Genomic DNA, 20,146 nt, shown 5'->3' with positions numbered 1-20,146 from the left:
TGTTTATTTTTATGTAAAGAAACCTGAATCCATGAAAAACAGAATCCATGAATACTATGATCATCTTGCGGAAACTTACGACGAAAACCGTTTCGAAAATTCCTATGGAAAATATATTGATCAGCAGGAGAAGGTATTTCTAAGTTCTTTTTTCAGGGATAAAAAATATTCGAAAGTCCTGGATCTGGGATGCGGAACGGGACGGCTGCTGGAGTTTGCCACGCACGGAACGGATTTCAGTGAAAAAATGCTGGCTATTGCCGCGAAAAAACATCCGGGGAAAATGACGGCAGCCGGAGAAATTTCAAAGATTCCTTTTGATACGGAATTCGACTGTATCTTCTGTTTTCACGTCATTATGCACCAAACGAAAGAGGAAACACAAAAGTTCCTCACCGAATGTTCTGAAAAATTAAATAATACAGGAGTTTTAATTTTCGACTATCCTACAAAAACCAGAAGAAAAACGGTCTCGCCTCAGGAAGACTGGCATGCGGGCAATAGCTTTACGTCTTCGGAGATCTCAGATTTAACAGCCGATCAGTGGAGCATCAGAAGCACAACGGGTGTTTTGCTGTTCCCTGTTCACAGAATTCCAAAAAGCTTTAGAAAGTTTTTCCTGCCTCTGGATATTCTGCTTTGCCGGAGTTTTCTGAAAAAATGGGCTTCCTATCACATTTTAGTACTGGAAAAGCAATGAAACGGCTATTAAAAAAACTACTCCCCGATCCTTTAAAACTGCAGATCAGATTAATGCAGCGGTATCTTGATGAGCAAAAATCCGGACATTTTTATTCAAATCAATATGCTTCTGAACCCATCGGCGGGCACAGCATTCAGCTTAAACAAATCATCAAAAAAGGAGAATTCAACGAAAATAAAATTCACAATTTAAAAGTGGTGAGTGATAAGGTTCATCAGCTGGTGATCTATCCTGGTGAAGTATTTTCTTTCTGGAAATTAATCGGAAAACCTACTGAAAAGAACAATTTCAGAGAAGGCAGAAATCTGATAAAAAATAATATTTCCAGCGGAGCCGGTGGCGGAATCTGCCAGTTTTCATCCATCATGTATTACGCTGCGCTGCAGGCCGGACTGAAGATCATTGAAAGGTATCCGCATTCCATTGATATTTACAAAGAGGAGGAACGTTTTACGCCTTTGGGTTCGGATTGTACGGTGGTTTATGGTTATAAAGACCTTCAGATCCGTAATCATTTCTCTCATCCTGTTCAATTCCAAAGCTTTGTCAATGATGATGAGCTTCACCTAAGCCTCATTTCTCCGGAGAAACTGGTTTTAAATACGATTGATTTTAAATATTCGGAAACCGGGAATGGAGTTTGGGTAGAGACTTTCGCAGATGGCAGGTTATTATTTAAAAATTTCTATATTCGTTTATGAATTATTTAGCCCATTCTTTTCTCACCTTTTCGGACGGACAGATCGTAGGACAGTTTCTTGAAGATTTCATCCGGAACAAGGACCGCTATTCTTTTCCGAAAGATATTCAGGACGGCATTACAATGCACAGGGCGGTGGATACATTCACAGATTCCCATCCGGCCATCCACGAGGCGAAAAAAGTATTTGCTCCGTTGGTCAGGCTGTATGCAGGGGCTTTTGTAGATGTTTCTATGGATTATTTTGTAGCCACGGACCTTAGCCTTCATTCTTTAGCTGAATGGAAAGCACATTCGCTGCGGGTTTACAGGGTTCTGAACGAGCACAAAGAATGGCTTCCGGAAAATTTCAGAAAAATGCTGGTCAAAATGGAGGAAGACGACTGGCTGTATAATTACCGTGAGGACTGGGGCATTAAATTCAGCATGCGGAATGTTTTGAATAAAGCCAAATATCTGGAGCCTGATATTCCGGTTTTTGAGGCTTTCCTAAATAACAAACCCTTTCTGCAGGAGTGCTATAATGATTTTTTTCCTGATCTTCTTGCTCACGCCAAGGGTGTCAATGCCCTGATCCAGCTCGATCATCAATAAAAAAAACACTTACCGGGAACGTAAGTGTTTCAATGATTTGTGTTGTTAGAATCGATACCTCATTTCGCTGATCTCAGTTTTCTATTCTCATAGAACTGATGTATATTTTTTCTACCCGTAATATATAAGTAGTGATACTTCCTGATTCAAAATGACGCTGCTTTGATTTTTAATAAAAATTATCTTTTAATTAACCGTTAATTACAAATTAACAGATCTCAAACAAAGCTTATCAAATATAACTATTTTTAAATAAAAATCAAATATATTCAAAATTAATTAATTAAAAATTCTTTACACTTGATAAATACACAATATAAAAACAATTGTATTGAGATTTATTTATTAAAACAAGTATTAAAATGGATACAAAATTAAATTATTAATCAATAATTAGTGATTTAATATTTATCCATAATCTGGCTTATTATTTAGCATAGCCGGAGATAGAATTGTATTAAAACTGGTGATAGAGATAGCGGTTGGGATAGGTAAGCTTTTCGCTTTTCCGGTTTTCGTTTACAATCATATGAACAATATTAATCTGGTCATCAAAAAGATTATAAAGAAAACTTACAGCTGCTTCAAGTTTTTTGGGTACAGGTACGGCTTCAGACTCCAGGAAAACATTCACGGATTCACTGTCTTCTTCATAGCCTACATAATTTACTTTTAAAAACCTTCCGTCCGCTTTTAATTTAAAATAGTCTGCACAGTATTTTTCCAGAGCTTCATTCAGCTTAGCTTTATACTTTTCATCATTAAAGTGGAAAGAGCTTCCATATTTCTTCCCCAGTCCGTTTTCAAGATCATCCAGAAAGAACCGGCCAGTAATCTCAAAAGATTTTGATTTCGAATTATAATTGATTTCCACAGAACCTACATGATAAGGATGCTTCGCTTTTGAAAAAGAGAATAAAAAAAATACAGGAAGCAGAAACAGCCATAAATTCTTCATAAGTTCTGACATTTAAAATTTGTTCGAAATTAATCATTATTTTCGTACGCATTATATTTTTACGTTATGATGCAGGATTTTCTCTTTTATTTAAACCTTGGCTGGGAACATATTATTTCTCTGGATGCGCTGGATCATCAGTTGTTTGTTCTGGCCCTGATCGCAGTATATTCTTACACTGACTGGAAAAAAATTCTGGTACTGGTGACGGCTTTCACCATTGGGCATTCCATCACGCTTGCGCTGAGCATTCTTGATGTGTTCCGGGTTCCTTCGGCGTGGGTGGAGTTTTTAATTCCGCTGACGATTGTCATTACTTCTCTGGATAATATCTTGATGAAGAATAAAAAGCAGACTCTGATGCGGGCCAATTATTATCTCGCTCTGATCTTCGGATTGATTCACGGCATGGGTTTCGCCAATACCGCAAGAGTGATGATCGCAAAAAGCCAGAGCATAGCCATTCCGTTATTAGGATTTAATATCGGGCTGGAACTTGGACAGATCGTTATTGTATCGGCTATCCTTATCCTTTTATTTATCTTACTGAGTGTTTTTAAAGTGAATAAAAAAGACTGGGTTCTGTTTGTTTCTTCAGGGGTATTTGCACTGGCTTTAAAAATGACTTTGGAAAGACTTCCGTTTTAACTTTGAAACATTTTCAATTTTTCAACTACTTATTATTATCTTTGATAATTATTAAATCAATTCGGTAATGAAACTAAAAGCATTCCTATTTTCATTTTCTGTATTTGCCTATACAGGTTTCACCGCACAAAATATCCAGAACAACCCTGGAAGTAACCACGGAAACAGATTCGAGCAGCTGGGAACTATTCTCCCGACTCCCAATATCTTCAGAACGGCTTCGGGAGCTCCGGGCCACGGATATTGGCAGAACAAAGCGGATTATGATATTACCGCTTACCTTGATGAGGATAAAAGAAATCTTAAAGGTTCAGAAACCATCACCTACTACAACAATTCTCCGGATGATCTGGACTATATCTGGCTTCAGCTGGACGAAAATGAGCAGTCTACAGTAAAAAATGCAGGCTTCCAGTTTCCTTCCACGCTTCCTGCCGCTACCAGTGATCAGCAGCTTCAGGTAACTGAGCTTCCGGAAAAGGACAACGGCTACGGTGTGAATCTTGAAAAAGTGACGGATGCAGCCGGAAACGCTTTGAAATATACGGTGAACAAGACGATGATGCGTATTGATCTGCCAAAAGTATTAAAGAAAGGAGAAAAACTGGTCTTTAAAATAGACTGGAACTACAATATTCCCAACAGGATCAAAATGGGCGGACGCGGCGGCTATGAAAATTTCGCCGAAGACGGCAATGACCTGTACACGATGACACAATGGTATCCTAGAATGTGCGTATACAGTGATTTCCACGGATGGCAGAACCACCAGTTTACAGGACGTGGTGAATTTGCCCTGGTATTCGGGAACTTTAAAGTTTCAATGAATGTCCCGGCGGATCATATTGTAGGCGGAACCGGAGAGTGTAAAAACTATGAGCAGGTTTTAACTTCTGACCAGATGGCCAGATACAGAAAAGCCGAAAGCGCTGCTGAACCTATTGAAATCGTAACGCTGGATGAAGCCAAGAAAGCAGAGAAAAATCATTCCAAGCAAAGAAAAACATGGAATTTTGAAGCCAATGACGTAAGAGATTTTGCATGGACCTCATCCCGAAAATTTGTCTGGGACGGAATGCGCGTGACCATTCCTGAAAATAACAATAAAGTAATGGCGATGAGTTTCTATCCGAAAGAAGCTTATAATCTTTACAGAAAATATTCAACAAAAGCAGTTGCCCATACGATTAAAACTTATTCTGAATTCACGATTCCCTATCCGTATCCGGTAGCACAGTCTGTAGAAGCAGCCAACGGAATGGAATACCCGATGATCTGTTTCAATTTCGGAAGAACGGAAAAGGACGGAACTTATTCTGAAGGGATCAAAAACGGGATGATCGGGGTTGTTATTCATGAAGTGGGGCACAATTTCTTCCCGATGATCGTCAATTCTGATGAAAGACAGTGGAGCTGGATGGATGAAGGCCTGAATACCTTCACGGAATATCTTACGGAAGAAAAATGGGACAATAAATTTCCTTCCAAAAGAGGTCCGGCATGGACTATTGTTGATTATATGAAGCTGCCAAAAGATCAGCTGGAACCTATTATGAGTAATTCTGAGAATATTGTACAGTTTGGCCCGAACGCTTATTCCAAGCCGGCTACAGGACTTAATATTCTTCGTGAAACAATTATGGGAAGGGAACTTTTCGACAAAGCTTTTAAAACTTATGCCAAAAGATGGGCTTTTAAACATCCTGAACCTGCAGATTTCTTCCGTACCATGGAAGATGCGAGCGGTGAAGACCTTGACTGGTTCTGGAGAGGCTGGTTCTACGGAACAGATCCTGTAGATATTGCCATCGATAAGGTAACTGTAGCAGTTCCGGATCTTAATACGCCTCCAAGGGAAGCCAAAGACATTCAGTACAAAGTGGAAAAACCAATTCAGAATGAATTTGAAGATCTTTCAAAAATCAGAAACAAAGAGGATAAGAATATCACCTTCTCTGTAGATAAGGACAAGGATCTTCAGGATTTCTATTACCGATATGACAGAGGTCAGGAAAAACTGGATGCCAATAAAGATTACACCATAAAAACAGAAGCCGGTATTCCACTGGACGCCAAGGATAAGGAGAAATTCAAAAATCTGACAGGCTACCAGATTGATTTTGTGAACAAAGGCGGACTGGTAATGCCGATCATCCTGGAATTCACCTTTGAAGACGGATCTAAACTGTACGACAAGTCATCTGCACAGATATGGAGACAGAATGAAAAGAAGATTTCCAAGACTTATTATTTTGACAAAAAGATCAAATCAATACAGCTGGATCCGATGCGTGAAACTGCGGACATCGACACTTCCAATAATCTGTGGAGCAGTAGTGGCGCTGGCGGTGAAACTTCAAAATTCCAATTATTCAAACAGAAGCAGGGTGGCGGCGCCGTAAGAGGAGGAGCCAACGGAAAAGTAAATCCGATGCAGGCTGCAGGAAAGAAATCATAAAACTAAAAAGGTTGTTTCATTTAGAGACAACCTTTTTTATTATTATGCAACAGATTAATGATTGGGCGGATGGTATTAAATGGCAGGTGGGCTAAAGCCCACCCCTATTGAATTTTTTATGTATTACGAATAGAATATGAACAATCTGCATGAATATTACACCTAAGGCGGGCTAAAGCCCACCCCATTGAATTTCTAAAATATTGCCTCAAAGAAAAATCTGTGCAATCCGTGTGATCTGCGGGAGATTTTAACTAGGAAAAATCAATTCAGATAAGCCTTTAAAGAATTCTTATACGTTCTTCCCAGCGGAAGCTTCTCCCCGTCTTTAAGATATACATGAGCCGTATCATAAGAGCTGATGTGAGACGACAGAACAATATATGATTTATGAATTCTGATAAATCCCAGGTTTTGAAATTTCTCTTCAAAATTGGACATCCGCTCAAGGATCATATACTTTTTCAGATGGGTCACCAGAATAATATACTCTCCGAAACCCTGTACCCAACGAACATCTTGCAGAAGGACTTTCTGCATCACGTAATTGGATTTGAACATGATAAAGTCTTCTTTCTTTTTATGCTCCGTTGAGTTTTTGAACTGCAGAAAATCTTTTGCTTTGTTAACGGCTTTCCGGAACGTTTCAAAATCTACAGGCTTCACAAGATAATGGACTACATCTAACTCAAACGCTTTTACGGCATATTGGGTTTCCAGAGTGAGAAATATGCACAGCGGTTTGTAAGGAAGCTGATGTAAAAGTTCAATTCCGTTGATATAAGGCATATTGATATCAAGAATCACAAGGTCTACCCTGTTCTCTTTAAGGAATTCCAATGCCTGTTCCGGGTCCTGAAAAACTTTCACCAGATCTACATCTTCCATCTGCCCGCAATACTTCTGGATCAGCTGGAGCGCCGGGTATTCATCATCTACACTTACAATCGTGAGGTTAGCCATTACAGTTTAATTTTTAAAATAGTCAGATAATTGTTCTGTTCCGCAGGTTCTGAAATAAAAGTATATTTTCCTGCATAATTTTTCTCCAGAATATTGATCACCGCTTTATTTCCAAGACCGCTGTCATTCATACTCCCGGCAAGATTTTTTTTCTTTGCTACAGAATTTTCGATTTCAAACAAAAGTTCCTGATCCTGTATTTTATAAACGACATTGATATAACTCTCCGGTTCTATCCCAGCTGCGGAATGCTTCAATGCGTTTTCAAATAAAGTGAGGCACACAGATGGCGGAATATCGATCAGCTCCAGGGTTTCTTCATCCTGAATATCAAACGTAATGTTCAGCACATTGTTATATTTCAGCTGATAGAGCCCGATCAGGGATTGTATGGAAGAAAATTCCTGAGCCATCGTGATTCTTTCCTTATTGGTATCATAAATGACATACTGAAGCAGTTTACTGAGCTGCAATATGGATTCTGAAGTATTTTCGGAAGGCTGAAAACTTTTGGAATAGATATTATTAAGCGTGTTCAGCAGAAAATGGGGATTCATTTTAGATTTAAGCAAGTCTAAGTAGAGCTGGTCTTTTTCTTCACCCAGATCTTTAAAATCCTGCTCGATAAGAAATTTATCTTTTGTAATGCCTAAAAATGAAGCGACCAATATCACAATTCCCTGCGTTGTATACACATTGTACAGGAATTTCGTATTGGAAAGGGTTTCATTAAAATTCATGTTAAAAACGGCCGGTTCCAGCAAAATGCGGAAAAGACTTGAGACCAGAAAACTGATCAGCGCATAGAGAATAAACTCGGGATATTTATTGGAAAGATAGAATTCCGGGACCAGATAAAAATAAACAAGACTGTAAATCCCGACATTAAAAATAATGACGGATAAAACACTCCAGATGAGTTCCGGAACATCCAAAAAGTAGTTTTCGGTAAAAAAAGTGATGATCGCGAAGACCAAAAAGAAGAAAATATGCTGAAACTTCAGCAGAAGCCCCCAATGATATTCCATCAGCCTTTTCAAAACTTTAGGATTAAACAAAATCCTGAAAACCAATAATATAAATACAATATTTATAATTAAAAACATCTGATCAATCCAATTTTCAATCTTTCAAATATACCATCTTTTTCAGGCGATCCTGCAGTTCACTGATAAAAACTGTCATTGATTGAAAAATAAATCCGCGGCTGGTTCTTATAAATATATTTGAAACATCGGGATATTAATTAAACGTTACATGAAAATTAAATTCAAATTAATAATCATTTTACTGCTGGGAATGATCGGCAAAACGGATGCTCAAAGCCGGGACAATTACAATATGTGGTTTCAGTATCTGATGTCTGCAAAGCTGACTGACAAAAGCACACTGACCGCCCTTTCGCAGTACCGTTCTTTCGATCTGGTATATGATACCAGGCTTTTCCTGGTTTCCGCATATGTGGATTATGAAATAGCCAATGAGGTAAAGCCTGCCGCCGGATTCATGTTTCTGGTCCTGGATTCCTATAAATCTGACAATACGAAAAAAGAAAGGTATGAGAAAAGACCCTTCCAGCAGGTGACTTTGGGCGGCAATATCGGAAGAACTTCCGTCTCGCACCGTTTCCGTGTGGAAGAGCGTTTTATCAGCAATCCGGATGAGTTCATCGTCAGGCTCCGATATCTGATTTCGTTGAGAATTCCTTTTAACAGAAAGGGCGAAAAAGAAAAGCTGTACGGCATTCTGAAAAATGAATTAAGGATGAATGTAGTAAAGGAAGACCCGTTTGACAGCAACCGTTTAACCGTCGGATTGGGAATAAAAGTAAGAAAAAACTCCGCGATTGAAGTCGCTTTCATCAATCAGCTGGAGACCGGATCAACGAGTAATTACGGCTACATCGGCTACAGAAACAGTTTCGACTGGAGAAAGAAAAACAAAAATAAATAACTATAAATCAAATCATCTATGCTTACATTCCTTGGATTTCTCATGATCCTGATCTTCATGGTCCTGATCATGAACAAAAAAATGACTCCGCTTACGGCTTTGGTCATCGTACCAGTAACCGTAGCCCTTTTTGCGGGTTTTGGTCCTGAACTGGGAGAAATGATGAAAAACGGGGTCAAAGAAATAGCGCTCACAGGCGTGATGCTGATCTTTGCCATCCTTTATTTCAGTTTAATGATAGACACTGGCCTTTTCGAGCCTTTGGTGAATATAATTTTAAAAGCAGTGGGAGACAATCCCATAAAAACAACGATAGGAACCGCGGTTCTCACGGCATTGGTTTCATTGGACGGCGATGGTTCTTCCACATATTTAATTGTGGTGGCTGCGATGCTTCCGCTTTATAAAAAACAGGGTATGAACCCGTTGATTCTTACCTGTATCATTATGCTGGCAGGACAAATCATGAATATTCTCCCTTGGGGCGGTCCCACAGCAAGAGTTATGAGTTCCCTGAAACTGGGACACACAGAGATTTTTGTGCCTATGATCCCGATTATGGCCATCGGTATTCTGTGGGTGATATTCGTAGCCTATATTTTAGGAAGAAGGGAAAAAATAAGAATTGCAAAACACGGTAAATTCACCAATTATAACACGAATGATATTATCGGAGAGGTAGATCTTAAGCTTAGACGTCCCAAGTTGATCCTGATTAACCTGGCTCTTACCATCACTCTTCTGGTAGTGATGATCCTGGATGTGGTTCCTTTGGGAATTGCCTTTATGATTGCTTTCTGTATTGCATCCATCATCAATTATCCGAAATTAAAAGACCAGCAGAAAATTATTTCCAAACATGCGGGGAATGCTTTATCGGTAGCGGGTATGATTTTCGGTGCGGGAATTTTCACAGGAATCCTTAACGGCTCCGGCATTATGCAGGCGATGGGAAACAGTATGATAGAAATTGTTCCGAAAAGCTGGGGCGGCTATCTGAATATTGTGACGGCTGCTTTCAGTATTCCGTTAACTTTTTTCCTTTCGAATGATGCTTATTATTTTGGAATACTCCCGATTATTGTCGCTACAGGCCATCAGCTGGGTATTTCTCCTGAAATCCTTGGAAGAGCGAGCCTTATCGGGCAGGGTTCACATCTTCTGAGTCCTTTGGTTCCGTCTACTTATTTATTGGTATCGCTGGCTGGTGTGGAGTTTTCAGATCATTTGAAATACACGTTGAAATGGGCACTTGGCTCGTCGATTGTCATGCTGATCGCGGCATTGATTCTGGGTGTTATTTAACCTGGATTTGTTAAAGGGAGGAAAGCTGGAAGAGGGAGGATGGAAGTTTTTATTGGACGTAGCTTTAAAATTAATGGGAAGATTTAAAGATTAATAAACAGGATTTAAAAATCAGTAGAAACCGTCTGGAAGTTGTATTTTCCGCTTCAGGAACCTCCATCTTCCCTCTTCCGTCATCCCTACCCGATTATTATTTTCCAGATGTAAAAAAAACAACAGATCTTTGTACGGAAAGTAGAAGTATATTCAGATGAACCTTTTTGAAACCAAAAAAACATTCACAGGAAGATATTTAAAGAATCTTACCTTATATGTATTTGCTGCCATTCTCGGAGGCGTGCTCACGGGCTATTATGCGCCTGAGGCAAGCATGCAGCTGGGAATTGTAAGCCGGTATTTCTTTATGGTTCTGGAAATGCTCATCCTTCCGATTATCTTTATGGCGATCATGTACGGAATCTGCCAGCTTTCGGGGATCAGGAATGCAAGCAGCATTGTCTGGAAAACTATTCTGTATTTTCTGATCATCAGTTCGGTGGCTATAATTTTAGGATTTATATTCGGGTTTGCTGTAAAACCGGGTGCAGATACTGGAATTGATACCGCGAAGATCAGTAAATCTCTTCCCAAAACCTTTGAAATTGATGATGCAAGCTTGTCCGGCCTTTTATACCTCAACAGGCACGGGATCTTTCTGATTATTTCTATAGCAGCCGGAATTTTCATGAATCTTTCTCCTGGAAGAAAAAAATTTCTCAATCTATTAGAAAGAGGTTTAAAAGTGTTTTACACCGTCATCAAATACCTCTACATTATTCTTCCCGTTATTATTTTCTGTAATATCGCCTACGGAATCGGGGTGTACGGGATCAATACCCTGCTGCCGCTCAGTAAAGTGGTCGCAACGGTTTATCTGGCTGATATTGTTTTTATCTTCGGAATCCTCGGAATTGTTTCTTACCTATTCAAAATTCAGCTGTGGAAATTTTTGCTGAATTTAAAGGAAGAAATTATCCTCGTTATCACCACGTCCTCCTCCAAAACGGCATTCCCGCTGATTTTTGAAAAAATGGAATCTGAAGGCTACAGCAGAAAAATTCTGGGGTTTGTGATTCCTTTGGGCTATAATTTCAATCTTTCCGGAGCGTGTATCTACATTGCTGTGACGAGCTGCTTTCTGATTCAGTTTTACAATATTTCACTGAGCATTAGTGATTATCTGTGGCTTTTTGCGATCATTACCATTACTTCAAAAACGGCATCGGGCGTTCCCGGCTCAGGATTTCTGGCCCTTATTTTTACGTTAAACCGATTTGGAAAGATTCCACTGACAGATATTGCCCTTCTTTACAGTGTGGACCGTTTTATGAATGAGGCGAGATCGGTGACCAACTTTATCAGTATCGCGATTTCCGGGGCTGTGATTTCGAAGATCAATCAGGCTTCAAAGAATCATTTAGCTGATAAATCCAAGACTGAAATGCTGTAAAACACTTCAAATATTATTTTAAAACATTAATACTCAATATTTTTCCGTTCTCTTTCTGCATTTTTTGTAATTTGGTTTCATCCAAACTCAATAGAAAATCATGAAAAATATACTTCTAACGCTCAGTATCTTTCTTTTAGGATTTAATCTGACGTATTCGCAAACTCAATCAGGGACCGAAAAAGATCAGGCTGAACTCCGTAAGGTACTGGATACTTTTATGTCCAGCTTAAAAGCCAAAGACAGCACCAGCCTTTACCGCTTATTTTATGACGGACCGGTAACATGGGTCGGCGTTTATAAAGATAAAACCCAGCAGAAAAGAATTGAGAAAGACCCGAAGTCTTTGGATCATAAATTAGCCGATTATAAATCCTGGTTCAGAAGCACAACCAAAGGATCTGTAAAAGAAGAAAAATTTTCCAATGTGAATATTGATACTGATGGCAGCGTAGCTTCAGTAACCTTTGACTTCAGTTTCTGGGCAGGCGGAAAGAAAGGTTTATGGGGCAAAGAATCCTGGGGACTGGTGAAAATTAAAAATGAATGGAAGATCACCAGCGTGATCTTTTCAATGGAGCAGGAAAGTATTTCTCCCGAACCCAAAAGAGAATAATATTGTTGTAACTTTCTGAAAATGAAGAACACTTATTATTAAAAAAAATCATGAGAACATTTCTTTTCCTTTTATTAATAAGCAGCAGTCATTTGTTTTCACAGAAACTGCTTACCCCAGCCCACAGCAGTATTGATACAAAACTGATCAAAGATGAAACCTCAGAAGCGGTCTGGTATGCTGACAACGCAGGAACAAAAATTGAAATAGGAAGCATCATCACCGAGCTTAAAAATTTAAACAAAACGGATCTCCTGATCAGAACCACCGTAAAGCTAAAACAGGCTCCTGATGCCAAGTGGACGGATTCTACCATCGTAAAAACCGCCAGTTTCGAACCGGTTTATCATTCTTCTTTCAATATGATGAGGGATATGGTGCTCAAATCGGGTAAAACGAAAGTAACCGGATATTATCTCGACAAAAAATCTCAGGAAAAGCACAGTATAGATATTCCGGCAGCGAATTATTTCGACAGCAGCAGTTATCCCATGATGATCCGCTTTTCTCCGCTTAAAGAAAATTATACCGCCGATCTTTCTATTTTCGATTATAACCCGGATGCAAAACAGGGACTGATAAAAGCCTATATCCTGGAAGTAAAGAAAACCGATTACGACGGGAAAAAAGTCTGGGCCGTAAAAACAACAGATGATATCAGAGATAAAACAACATTCGTCACCTACTATATTGATCCCGAAACCCGGAAAATACTTAAACAGGATATGGACCTCGGCGGCAGAAAAATGACACTGGAAACCATTAAATAAAAAAACACTGAAGTTTACTGTAACGGTAAACTTTTTTCTTTTGCAGCACTCAATTTCAATGGTTAAATAATGACACCTTTACGATAAGTCAGTATTAAGGAATTGATTATCAAAACACAAACAGTTAAAATAAATCTACGCAGTGTGTATTATATATACAGAATTATTTTTATCTTTGAGTAACACTTACCCACCGAACCGTCAAAAATCCTGATTGACAATAAATGTTCAGGAACGTACAATCAACAAAATATTAACTATGAAAAATGCTAAATCATTAAGCAGAGCCGCGCAGAAATCCATCATCGGAGGTGCGGCAAGACTGGTTTGCTGCGAACGCGACGATCAGGGAAAATGTACTTTATGGATCGGGCCGGGACAACACTGCCCTTAATTCACCGAATTATTAGAGTTAAATACAAAAGCCGGAATCTTCCGGCTTTACTTTTTTCATTTTTCTGCCAAATTTTCACACTCAAAAATAAAACTCTGCCATTTCAGCCACCAGCATCTGATGGCATACATTTAGAGAATTATATGTAAGAAATAATTAAAAAATAAATATATTATGTCAGTAAACTTTAAACCATTAGCAGACAGAGTTCTTATCGAGCCTATCGCTGCAGAAACTAAAACAGCTTCAGGTATTATTATTCCGGACACTGCGAAGGAAAAGCCGCAGGAAGGCACTGTAGTGGCAGTAGGTCCAGGTAAAAAAGATGAGCCTACAACTGTTCAGGTAGGTGACAAAGTTCTTTATGGTAAATATTCAGGTTCTGAATTAAAATTAGACGGAAAAGATTTCTTAATCGTTAAGGAAGGAGATCTACTTGGAGTAATCGGGTAAGATTTGTAAAAAGTACGGTGTACAAAGTACAACGTATTTTAAGCAACGTTTAATCAAATTATTTAAAATAAAAAAGTACATTTTACATTGTACATCATACAATAATACAGCAAAAAAATGGCAAAAGAAATAAAATTCGATATTGAATCAAGAGACGCTTTAAAGAGAGGGGTTGATGCATTGGCTAATGCAGTAAAAGTAACGTTGGGACCAAAAGGTAGAAACGTAGTGATTGAGAAATCTTTCGGAGCTCCTCATGTAACTAAGGACGGTGTTTCTGTAGCAAAAGAAATCGAACTTGAAGACAGAGTAGAAAATATGGGTGCGCAAATGGTAAAAGAAGTTGCGTCCAAAACCAATGATATCGCAGGAGATGGTACTACTACCGCTACTGTATTGGCACAGGCTATCGTAAGAGAAGGTCTTAAGAACGTAGCTGCAGGTGCTAACCCAATGGATCTGAAGAGAGGTATCGACAAAGCAGTAACTGCTGTGGTTGAAAACCTTAAATCTCAATCCAAAACAGTTGGAGATTCTACAGAAATGGTGAAGCAGGTAGCTTCCGTTTCTGCAAACAACGACGAAACTATCGGATCTCTTATCGCTGAAGCTTTCGGGAAAGTAGGTAAAGAAGGCGTAATCACTGTAGAAGAAGCTAAAGGTATCGATACAACGGTAGACGTTGTAGAAGGTATGCAGTTCGACAGAGGATACCAGTCTCCTTACTTCGTGACGAACCCTGAGAAAATGGTAGCTGAAGTAGAAAACCCTTATATCCTTTTAGTAGAGAAGAAAATTTCTTCTATGAAAGAATTGCTTCCGGTTCTTGAGCCGATTGCACAGGGAGGAAAATCTCTATTGATTATTTCTGAAGAAGTGGAAGGTGAAGCTTTAGCAACTTTAGTGGTAAACAAATTAAGAGGTTCTCTTAAAATTGCTGCGGTTAAAGCTCCGGGATTCGGAGACAGAAGAAAAGCAATGCTGGAAGATATCGCGATCTTAACAGGTGGACAGGTTATTTCTGAAGAGCAGGGTTTCACTATGGAAAACATCTCTCTGGATATGCTTGGAACTGCTGAGAAAGTAACTATTGATAAAGATAACACGACGATCGTAAACGGTGGTGGTGATGAAGCTAAAATCAAAGGAAGAGTAGCTCAGATCAAAGCTCAGATGGAAACGACTACTTCTGACTACGACAGAGAAAAACTACAGGAGAGATTAGCTAAATTAGCTGGTGGTGTTGCCGTACTTTACGTAGGTGCAGCTTCTGAAGTTGAAATGAAGGAGAAAAAAGACAGAGTAGATGATGCCCTTCACGCTACAAGAGCAGCTGTTGAAGAAGGTATCGTTGCAGGAGGTGGTGTTGCTTTAGTAAGAGCAATCTCAGCTTTGGAAAACCTTACAGGAATCAATTCTGACGAAACTACAGGGATCAAAATCGTGAAAAGAGCGATCGAAGAGCCATTGAGACAAATCGTTGCCAACGCAGGTGGTGAAGGTTCTGTAATCGTAGCGAAAGTTGCAGAAGGTACAGGAGACTTCGGATACAATGCTAAAACTGACGAGTATGTGAACATGCTTGAAGCAGGAATCATTGACCCTACGAAAGTAACAAGAGTTGCCCTTGAAAATGCAGCTTCTGTTTCCGGAATGCTTCTTACTACTGAATGTGTGATCACTGAAGTGAAGAGCGCTGAACCTGCTATGCCAATGGGAGGTGGAATGCCGGGAATGATGTAACAGCGTGTCGCTGAGACTATTTAATATACTAACCGTTCTGCTTTTGTGGGGCGGTTTTTTTGTTGAATTATGGTTTCCCGTAAGGAAATATTTTACTAGTATTTTAATTTAGCTTGAAAGTTTGGAAAAATTGAAGCCTTCTACATATGAATTTAGAATTATTAAAATCAGAAGTAACAAAAATCATTGATAATATAAAAAACTATGGGATTTTCAATAAAGAAAATAGTTTTATTGATTATAAACTAAAGCTAAATCACTTCGGAGTAACCGACGAGACAGATATATTTTTAAGAAATTTCTCCAAAGATATCTTATCTTTTGCAAATAACAATGGTGGAATTATTTTAATTGGCTTTGATGAAGATTCTACAACTAAACAAATTAATGATATTGGACTAAATCAAGTCGATATAGATATATTTTCTAAGATAGATCTTAATATAGTCACACAAAAATTTGATTCAATAACTAAATGTACAATCAAAATTGATCTTCAACAATTCCAGATAAGTGCAAGAAAATTTTATTATATCCTTATTGAAAAAAACAATGATGTGACAATTCCAATCAATGACTTTATAGATTACAAATTAAAAAAAGGTGAAATAATTTATAGAGTTTCAGGGAAAAACGAATTAGCTAATGAAAATTCACATAAGCTTAATAGTTTTCTGCAACTAAAAGCAAATGAAAAGAGTAAAGAATTTATGGAGATTTGGTCGAAATTACTTCCTGAAATTTTTGATATTAATCCAAAAGAAATTTTGATGATAAACCCTAAAACAAATAATATTTATGGTTATAATCAAAAAGATAAAAATCTATCAAGCAGTGAAATTGAAATTGACAAATCAGAATCAGGAGTCTTTAATATTATTTTAAATGCTATTTCGGCTGGTGAAATTGGTAAGATATCAGATACCGAAGGTAAACCACTCTATAAAATTGTTGGGGAAATAAAAAGTTCTACACCTAGAGATTATATAACATTATCAACATTAGAATCTGAAATAAAAAAGGATGCAAAATACAATTTTTCAAATCCTCTTTTAAAGCTAGCATTTAAAGAACTTGGCTGGACAAATGTTGAGAATTTTCATATTGATAATCCTAGTGAAGATATTCTTAATAAAGACTTTTCAGATTATATTTGGATAGAAAATACTGATACAATAAAACATAAGAAAAAAGTCGTTTTTTCAAAAGATGCTATTAAACCACTATTAGAAATTATAAATGATATTGGGAATCATATAAAGTTTTTTAAAAGAGAATTATATCCGAAACGGTAATATTGTAGTATAGTCTTCGTTACCTTGTGGTAACGGGGCGAAGAGCATTGAATTAGCTAACTCCAATGGATGATAGAATAACATGAACAATGTAGTAGCGTGACGTTGAGACAATTAAATAACTACTCTACTTTTGTGGTTTTTTTGTTATTTTTATATATTACTTAATGATGAAAATATGAGAAATTTTTTAAAGAATAGTATAGATTATTTATTTGATAAAGCCATAATAATATCTGGCATTTGCGTTGTATTATTATCTGTAGTAGATATCTCGAATTTAAATGATTATACTATAAAAATATTTGGAGTTGAAAAATTCGAATTAGGACGTATTTTTTATTACTTAATTGTTATTTTATCATTGATATTTGGATTTATTGCGGTAATTCATGGGACAGAAGTACAAAAACTTGAAGAAGATAATTTGTCAAAAAGTAATAAAATAAATGATTTAGAATCTAATCTTAATGAGGTTGTAAATGAAACTAATGACTTATTTAATTCTTATTTACGTTTATTAGTAAAGAATTTAGAGTTTACACATAAAGAAAGAATTAGCGTATATAAAGTTTACAATGATAAATTTAAACTTATTGGAAGAACATCAGTAGATCCAATATTAATGGAAATAGGAAGGTCAGAATATCCAATTGATGAAGGATTTATTGGAAAAGGCTGGAGAGAGGGTGAATTTTTCATAGAAAATCTACCTGATTGTACACAAAGAGGAGGAAATAATTATTATTCAGCAATGAACAATATTCATCCAATTCCTCGCGAAGTAGTAGATAATATGAAAATGAAATCAAGAAATTTTTTTATTTATAGAATTAATGGTTATGATGGAAATCCTCGAGCTGTATTAGTATTTGAAAGCTTAGAACCCACAACTTTTTCGAAGGAGTTTATAGTGGATAAATTAAATGGTGTGAAGCAACCACTAATAATGTTTATTGAAAAAAATAATGGTATAGTAATAACAGAAAACATTTTGGGAGTATGAAAAATTTAGAAAATCTTATAAGATACATTCTATTACATTATCCAAATTTAGTAGAGTTGTCAAAACCGAGATTAGTAAAACTAATTTACTTAATTGATTGGAGATATACAATTGAAAATGGAGAACAATACACAAACATTAAATGGATTTATAATCATTATGGCCCGTATGTTAATGATATAATAGATTTGATGAGAAAAAATCCGATGATTTTTCAAGTGGAAAGCTACAAAAATTCATACGAAGGAATTACAGATAAGTTTTCTTTGGTTGATAAATCAAAAGTTTTAATTGATGAAAAAGTAAAAAAAATTGCAGATAGATTTATTGACTTTACATATTCATTAAAATGGACGGATTTTATAAATTTAGTTTATTCGTCTTATCCAATAAAAAATAATTTAAAATATTCCAGCTTAGATCTGGTAAAATTAGCTAAAGACTTTAATGATAGCCTTTAAATTGATATGTAAAGTCTTACGACTTTGACCCAATAAAATAAAACAACCCATTTAAAAACAAGCTCCGAAGTCTGAAGACTTCGGAGCTTGTTTTATTATTATATTCTAGTTAAGGACAAATCTAGGACTTCTCATCAATTTTAAAGTCCAATAAATCTTTAGGCGATACATTTAGACCTCTAGCCAAATCAATTAATGTAGTAAATGCAAAGTTTCTTTTTCCATTTTCTATATCGCTTACTGTACCTTTAGTAATTTTGGAACTATTTAGAACGACATCATCTTGTGTAAGCCCAGATTTAAGTCTTAAATCTTTGACATGTTCTCCAAATCTTTTTAATATGTCATCTTGTAAAACCTCCATTTATTAGTCCTTTATACAAAGGGCGTAATTTTTTTCACAAATTTTGTTACAAGTTCTTGTAACAAAATGAAAATTTCTTATATTTGGAAAAGATTACTCATTAGAGTAATTTTGCGATACTTCAACGAAATATAGAAGCTATTGCTTAGAATCTTGTAATAGAAAAACTGGTAATTTTTAAGAGACAAGAAGATAAGTAATGAAGCTCACGACCTAGGCGTGGGCTCTCTTATCTGTCTCAAGGTATACCAGTACCCCTATTACAGATATTGTAGAGTCTCATGCCGTTTTTATTTTCATGCCGTTCTGCTTTTCTACAATCATCTTTTCTAAGCCTGCTTTACCACATACAGTATCATGACATGTTACAATGGGGTGTACAATCCATTGCGGCCTTAGGGCTTTCAGAAAAACACAAATTCTTTCATATTATTTTTGGTTTGTTTGGGCAGGAAGTTCAGGCTCATGGTCGGGACTTCCTCCTTTACAGCCAATAAAAAACATGACAAAAAATTAAACCATTAAGGAAAATGAAGATAATAAGATAAGTTAAGCTCCATCAAAGATGGAGTAATCAGCCAGCTTCATCCATAGCTTCAGCTATGATCTTAATGGTTCTTAATCACTTAAAAGATCTTAATGGTTTAAAAAAATACTGTAAAAAAAGAACACATTATTTTCACCACCAAAAAAATACAAACTCATGAAAAAAACCAGAACAGACTTCCAATGCCCGTTTTCGGCCGTTGATAAGAAATACTCCCCAGAACAGCTGATGGAGACCTATTTTCAGTTCAATGACCTGGCTGCCTCTAAAAAAAGATTAAACAGCATTATGAATTATGCTGTAAAAAGAAATAGCTGGATCAGGGAAGATCCGTCCGTCATCTTTCACTTTCGCCAGTCTATGCAGTCGTTTATCCGTGCAGGCTATCTCATCACCCTAAAGAAAAACAAATGGACCGCCAATACTCAGTCGGAAAATATCTCTCCGCTGGTTCTCGGCTTACTTTCTGAGAAGGAATACCAAAACCCTCTGCTGGTCTTTAAAAAAGCATTCAAAGAATACAGCATACAGGAATTTGATTATTTTATGTCCGGGATGGTTTATTTATCACTCGGAATGTATGACAATCTCCCGGAAAGAAATATTGTAAGTCCCTATATTCACCTGACTAAAATGCTGGATGCAGCGTATCTTATTCTTGAAAGGAAAGCGAAGTAATATCATTAGGTTAAGCTACCGTATTTAGTTACAACCATTATTGTTTCC

21 protein-coding genes are annotated in these 20,146 nt (G+C 37.1%); 17 read left to right on the top strand and 4 right to left on the bottom strand.

Annotation, left to right across the window (positions count from 1 at the left end; translation table 11 throughout):
- Positions 1-31 precede the first annotated feature (31 nt).
- The 3 genes from JET18_RS01520 to JET18_RS01510 are packed head-to-tail and all read left to right on the top strand — an operon-like array spanning position 32 to position 1,997.
- Positions 32-700 carry a class I SAM-dependent DNA methyltransferase gene (locus JET18_RS01520; RefSeq protein WP_202088752.1) on the top strand — a complete coding sequence of 223 codons (669 nt, stop codon included), beginning with the start codon at positions 32-34 and terminating at the stop codon, positions 698-700.
- The gene (locus tag JET18_RS01515) at positions 697-1,404 is read left to right on the top strand and encodes a VanW family protein (protein ID WP_202088751.1); all 708 of its coding nucleotides are present in this window, start codon (positions 697-699) and stop codon (positions 1,402-1,404) included. Before JET18_RS01520 ends, JET18_RS01515 begins: the two co-directional genes overlap by 4 nt.
- On the top strand, positions 1,401-1,997 hold the full coding sequence (locus JET18_RS01510; protein ID WP_202088749.1) for an acyl carrier protein phosphodiesterase: 597 nt from the start codon (positions 1,401-1,403) through the stop codon (positions 1,995-1,997). The genes JET18_RS01515 and JET18_RS01510 overlap by 4 nt, the downstream gene beginning before the upstream one ends.
- A 457-nt stretch (positions 1,998-2,454) precedes the next feature.
- On the opposite strand, the gene JET18_RS01505 is transcribed toward JET18_RS01510, so the two are convergent.
- On the bottom strand, positions 2,455-2,955 hold the full coding sequence (locus tag JET18_RS01505) for a DUF6702 family protein (RefSeq protein ID WP_202088747.1): 501 nt from the start codon (positions 2,953-2,955) through the stop codon (positions 2,455-2,457).
- Positions 2,956-3,024: 69 nt separating this feature from the next.
- Between JET18_RS01505 and JET18_RS01500 the strand changes: the two genes are divergently transcribed.
- Both JET18_RS01500 and JET18_RS01495 read left to right on the top strand, forming a co-directional pair.
- Complete coding sequence (locus tag JET18_RS01500) at positions 3,025-3,603, top strand: HupE/UreJ family protein (RefSeq protein WP_202090664.1); 579 nt, start codon at positions 3,025-3,027, stop codon at positions 3,601-3,603.
- A gap of 67 nt (positions 3,604-3,670) precedes the next feature.
- Complete coding sequence (locus tag JET18_RS01495) at positions 3,671-6,061, top strand: M1 family metallopeptidase (RefSeq protein ID WP_202088744.1); 2,391 nt, start codon at positions 3,671-3,673, stop codon at positions 6,059-6,061.
- 264 nt (positions 6,062-6,325) lie between these two features.
- Here the strand turns inward: JET18_RS01495 and JET18_RS01490 are convergent, their stop codons facing one another.
- Both JET18_RS01490 and JET18_RS01485 read right to left on the bottom strand, forming a co-directional pair.
- On the bottom strand, positions 6,326-7,024 hold the full coding sequence (locus tag JET18_RS01490; protein ID WP_202088743.1) for a LytR/AlgR family response regulator transcription factor: 699 nt from the start codon (positions 7,022-7,024) through the stop codon (positions 6,326-6,328).
- The gene (locus tag JET18_RS01485) at positions 7,024-8,130 is read right to left on the bottom strand and encodes a sensor histidine kinase (RefSeq protein ID WP_228728465.1); all 1,107 of its coding nucleotides are present in this window, start codon (positions 8,128-8,130) and stop codon (positions 7,024-7,026) included. The genes JET18_RS01490 and JET18_RS01485 overlap by 1 nt, the downstream gene beginning before the upstream one ends.
- Before the next feature lie 151 nt (positions 8,131-8,281).
- Between JET18_RS01485 and JET18_RS01480 the strand changes: the two genes are divergently transcribed.
- From JET18_RS01480 to JET18_RS01435, 11 genes are all read left to right on the top strand, one after another.
- Positions 8,282-8,977, top strand: coding sequence for a DUF2490 domain-containing protein (locus JET18_RS01480; protein WP_202088741.1), 696 nt, complete (start codon positions 8,282-8,284; stop codon positions 8,975-8,977).
- A gap of 18 nt (positions 8,978-8,995) precedes the next feature.
- A complete protein-coding gene (locus JET18_RS01475) occupies positions 8,996-10,282 on the top strand; it encodes a CitMHS family transporter (protein WP_202088739.1) in 1,287 nt (428 codons plus the stop codon).
- A gap of 250 nt (positions 10,283-10,532) precedes the next feature.
- A complete protein-coding gene (locus JET18_RS01470) occupies positions 10,533-11,771 on the top strand; it encodes a cation:dicarboxylate symporter family transporter (protein ID WP_202088737.1) in 1,239 nt (412 codons plus the stop codon).
- 100 nt (positions 11,772-11,871) lie between these two features.
- The gene (locus JET18_RS01465; RefSeq protein ID WP_202088735.1) at positions 11,872-12,387 is read left to right on the top strand and encodes a nuclear transport factor 2 family protein; all 516 of its coding nucleotides are present in this window, start codon (positions 11,872-11,874) and stop codon (positions 12,385-12,387) included.
- A gap of 50 nt (positions 12,388-12,437) precedes the next feature.
- Positions 12,438-13,157, top strand: a complete 720-nt coding sequence (locus tag JET18_RS01460) for a DUF3108 domain-containing protein (protein WP_202088733.1) — start codon at positions 12,438-12,440, stop codon at positions 13,155-13,157.
- A gap of 259 nt (positions 13,158-13,416) precedes the next feature.
- On the top strand, positions 13,417-13,551 hold the full coding sequence (locus JET18_RS21930; protein WP_262896552.1) for a hypothetical protein: 135 nt from the start codon (positions 13,417-13,419) through the stop codon (positions 13,549-13,551).
- A 174-nt stretch (positions 13,552-13,725) separates the two neighbouring features.
- Positions 13,726-14,004 carry a co-chaperone GroES gene (locus tag JET18_RS01455; protein ID WP_034723531.1) on the top strand — a complete coding sequence of 93 codons (279 nt, stop codon included), beginning with the start codon at positions 13,726-13,728 and terminating at the stop codon, positions 14,002-14,004.
- A 117-nt stretch (positions 14,005-14,121) separates the two neighbouring features.
- Positions 14,122-15,747 (top strand): chaperonin GroEL, encoded by a 1,626-nt coding sequence (gene groL, locus JET18_RS01450; RefSeq protein ID WP_202088731.1) that lies wholly within the window; start codon positions 14,122-14,124, stop codon positions 15,745-15,747.
- Between the two features lie 146 nt (positions 15,748-15,893).
- Positions 15,894-17,042, top strand: a complete 1,149-nt coding sequence (locus tag JET18_RS01445) for an ATP-binding protein (RefSeq protein WP_202088729.1) — start codon at positions 15,894-15,896, stop codon at positions 17,040-17,042.
- Between the two features lie 178 nt (positions 17,043-17,220).
- Positions 17,221-18,048 (top strand): hypothetical protein, encoded by an 828-nt coding sequence (locus JET18_RS01440; protein ID WP_202088727.1) that lies wholly within the window; start codon positions 17,221-17,223, stop codon positions 18,046-18,048.
- Positions 18,045-18,509, top strand: a complete 465-nt coding sequence (locus JET18_RS01435) for a Panacea domain-containing protein (protein WP_202088725.1) — start codon at positions 18,045-18,047, stop codon at positions 18,507-18,509. The genes JET18_RS01440 and JET18_RS01435 overlap by 4 nt, the downstream gene beginning before the upstream one ends.
- 121 nt (positions 18,510-18,630) lie before the next feature.
- On the opposite strand, the gene JET18_RS01430 is transcribed toward JET18_RS01435, so the two are convergent.
- On the bottom strand, positions 18,631-18,873 hold the full coding sequence (locus tag JET18_RS01430; RefSeq protein WP_202088723.1) for a helix-turn-helix domain-containing protein: 243 nt from the start codon (positions 18,871-18,873) through the stop codon (positions 18,631-18,633).
- 703 nt (positions 18,874-19,576) lie between these two features.
- Here JET18_RS01430 and JET18_RS01425 point away from each other — a divergent pair.
- Positions 19,577-20,098 (top strand): hypothetical protein, encoded by a 522-nt coding sequence (locus JET18_RS01425; RefSeq protein WP_202088721.1) that lies wholly within the window; start codon positions 19,577-19,579, stop codon positions 20,096-20,098.
- Positions 20,099-20,146: the final 48 nt, after the last annotated feature.

Source organism: Chryseobacterium endalhagicum, assembly GCF_016745235.1.
Lineage (GTDB): Bacteria > Bacteroidota > Bacteroidia > Flavobacteriales > Weeksellaceae > Chryseobacterium > Chryseobacterium endalhagicum.
The sequence above is the reverse complement of the archived record's forward strand: the minus strand, read 5'-3'. Positions and strand labels throughout refer to the sequence as shown.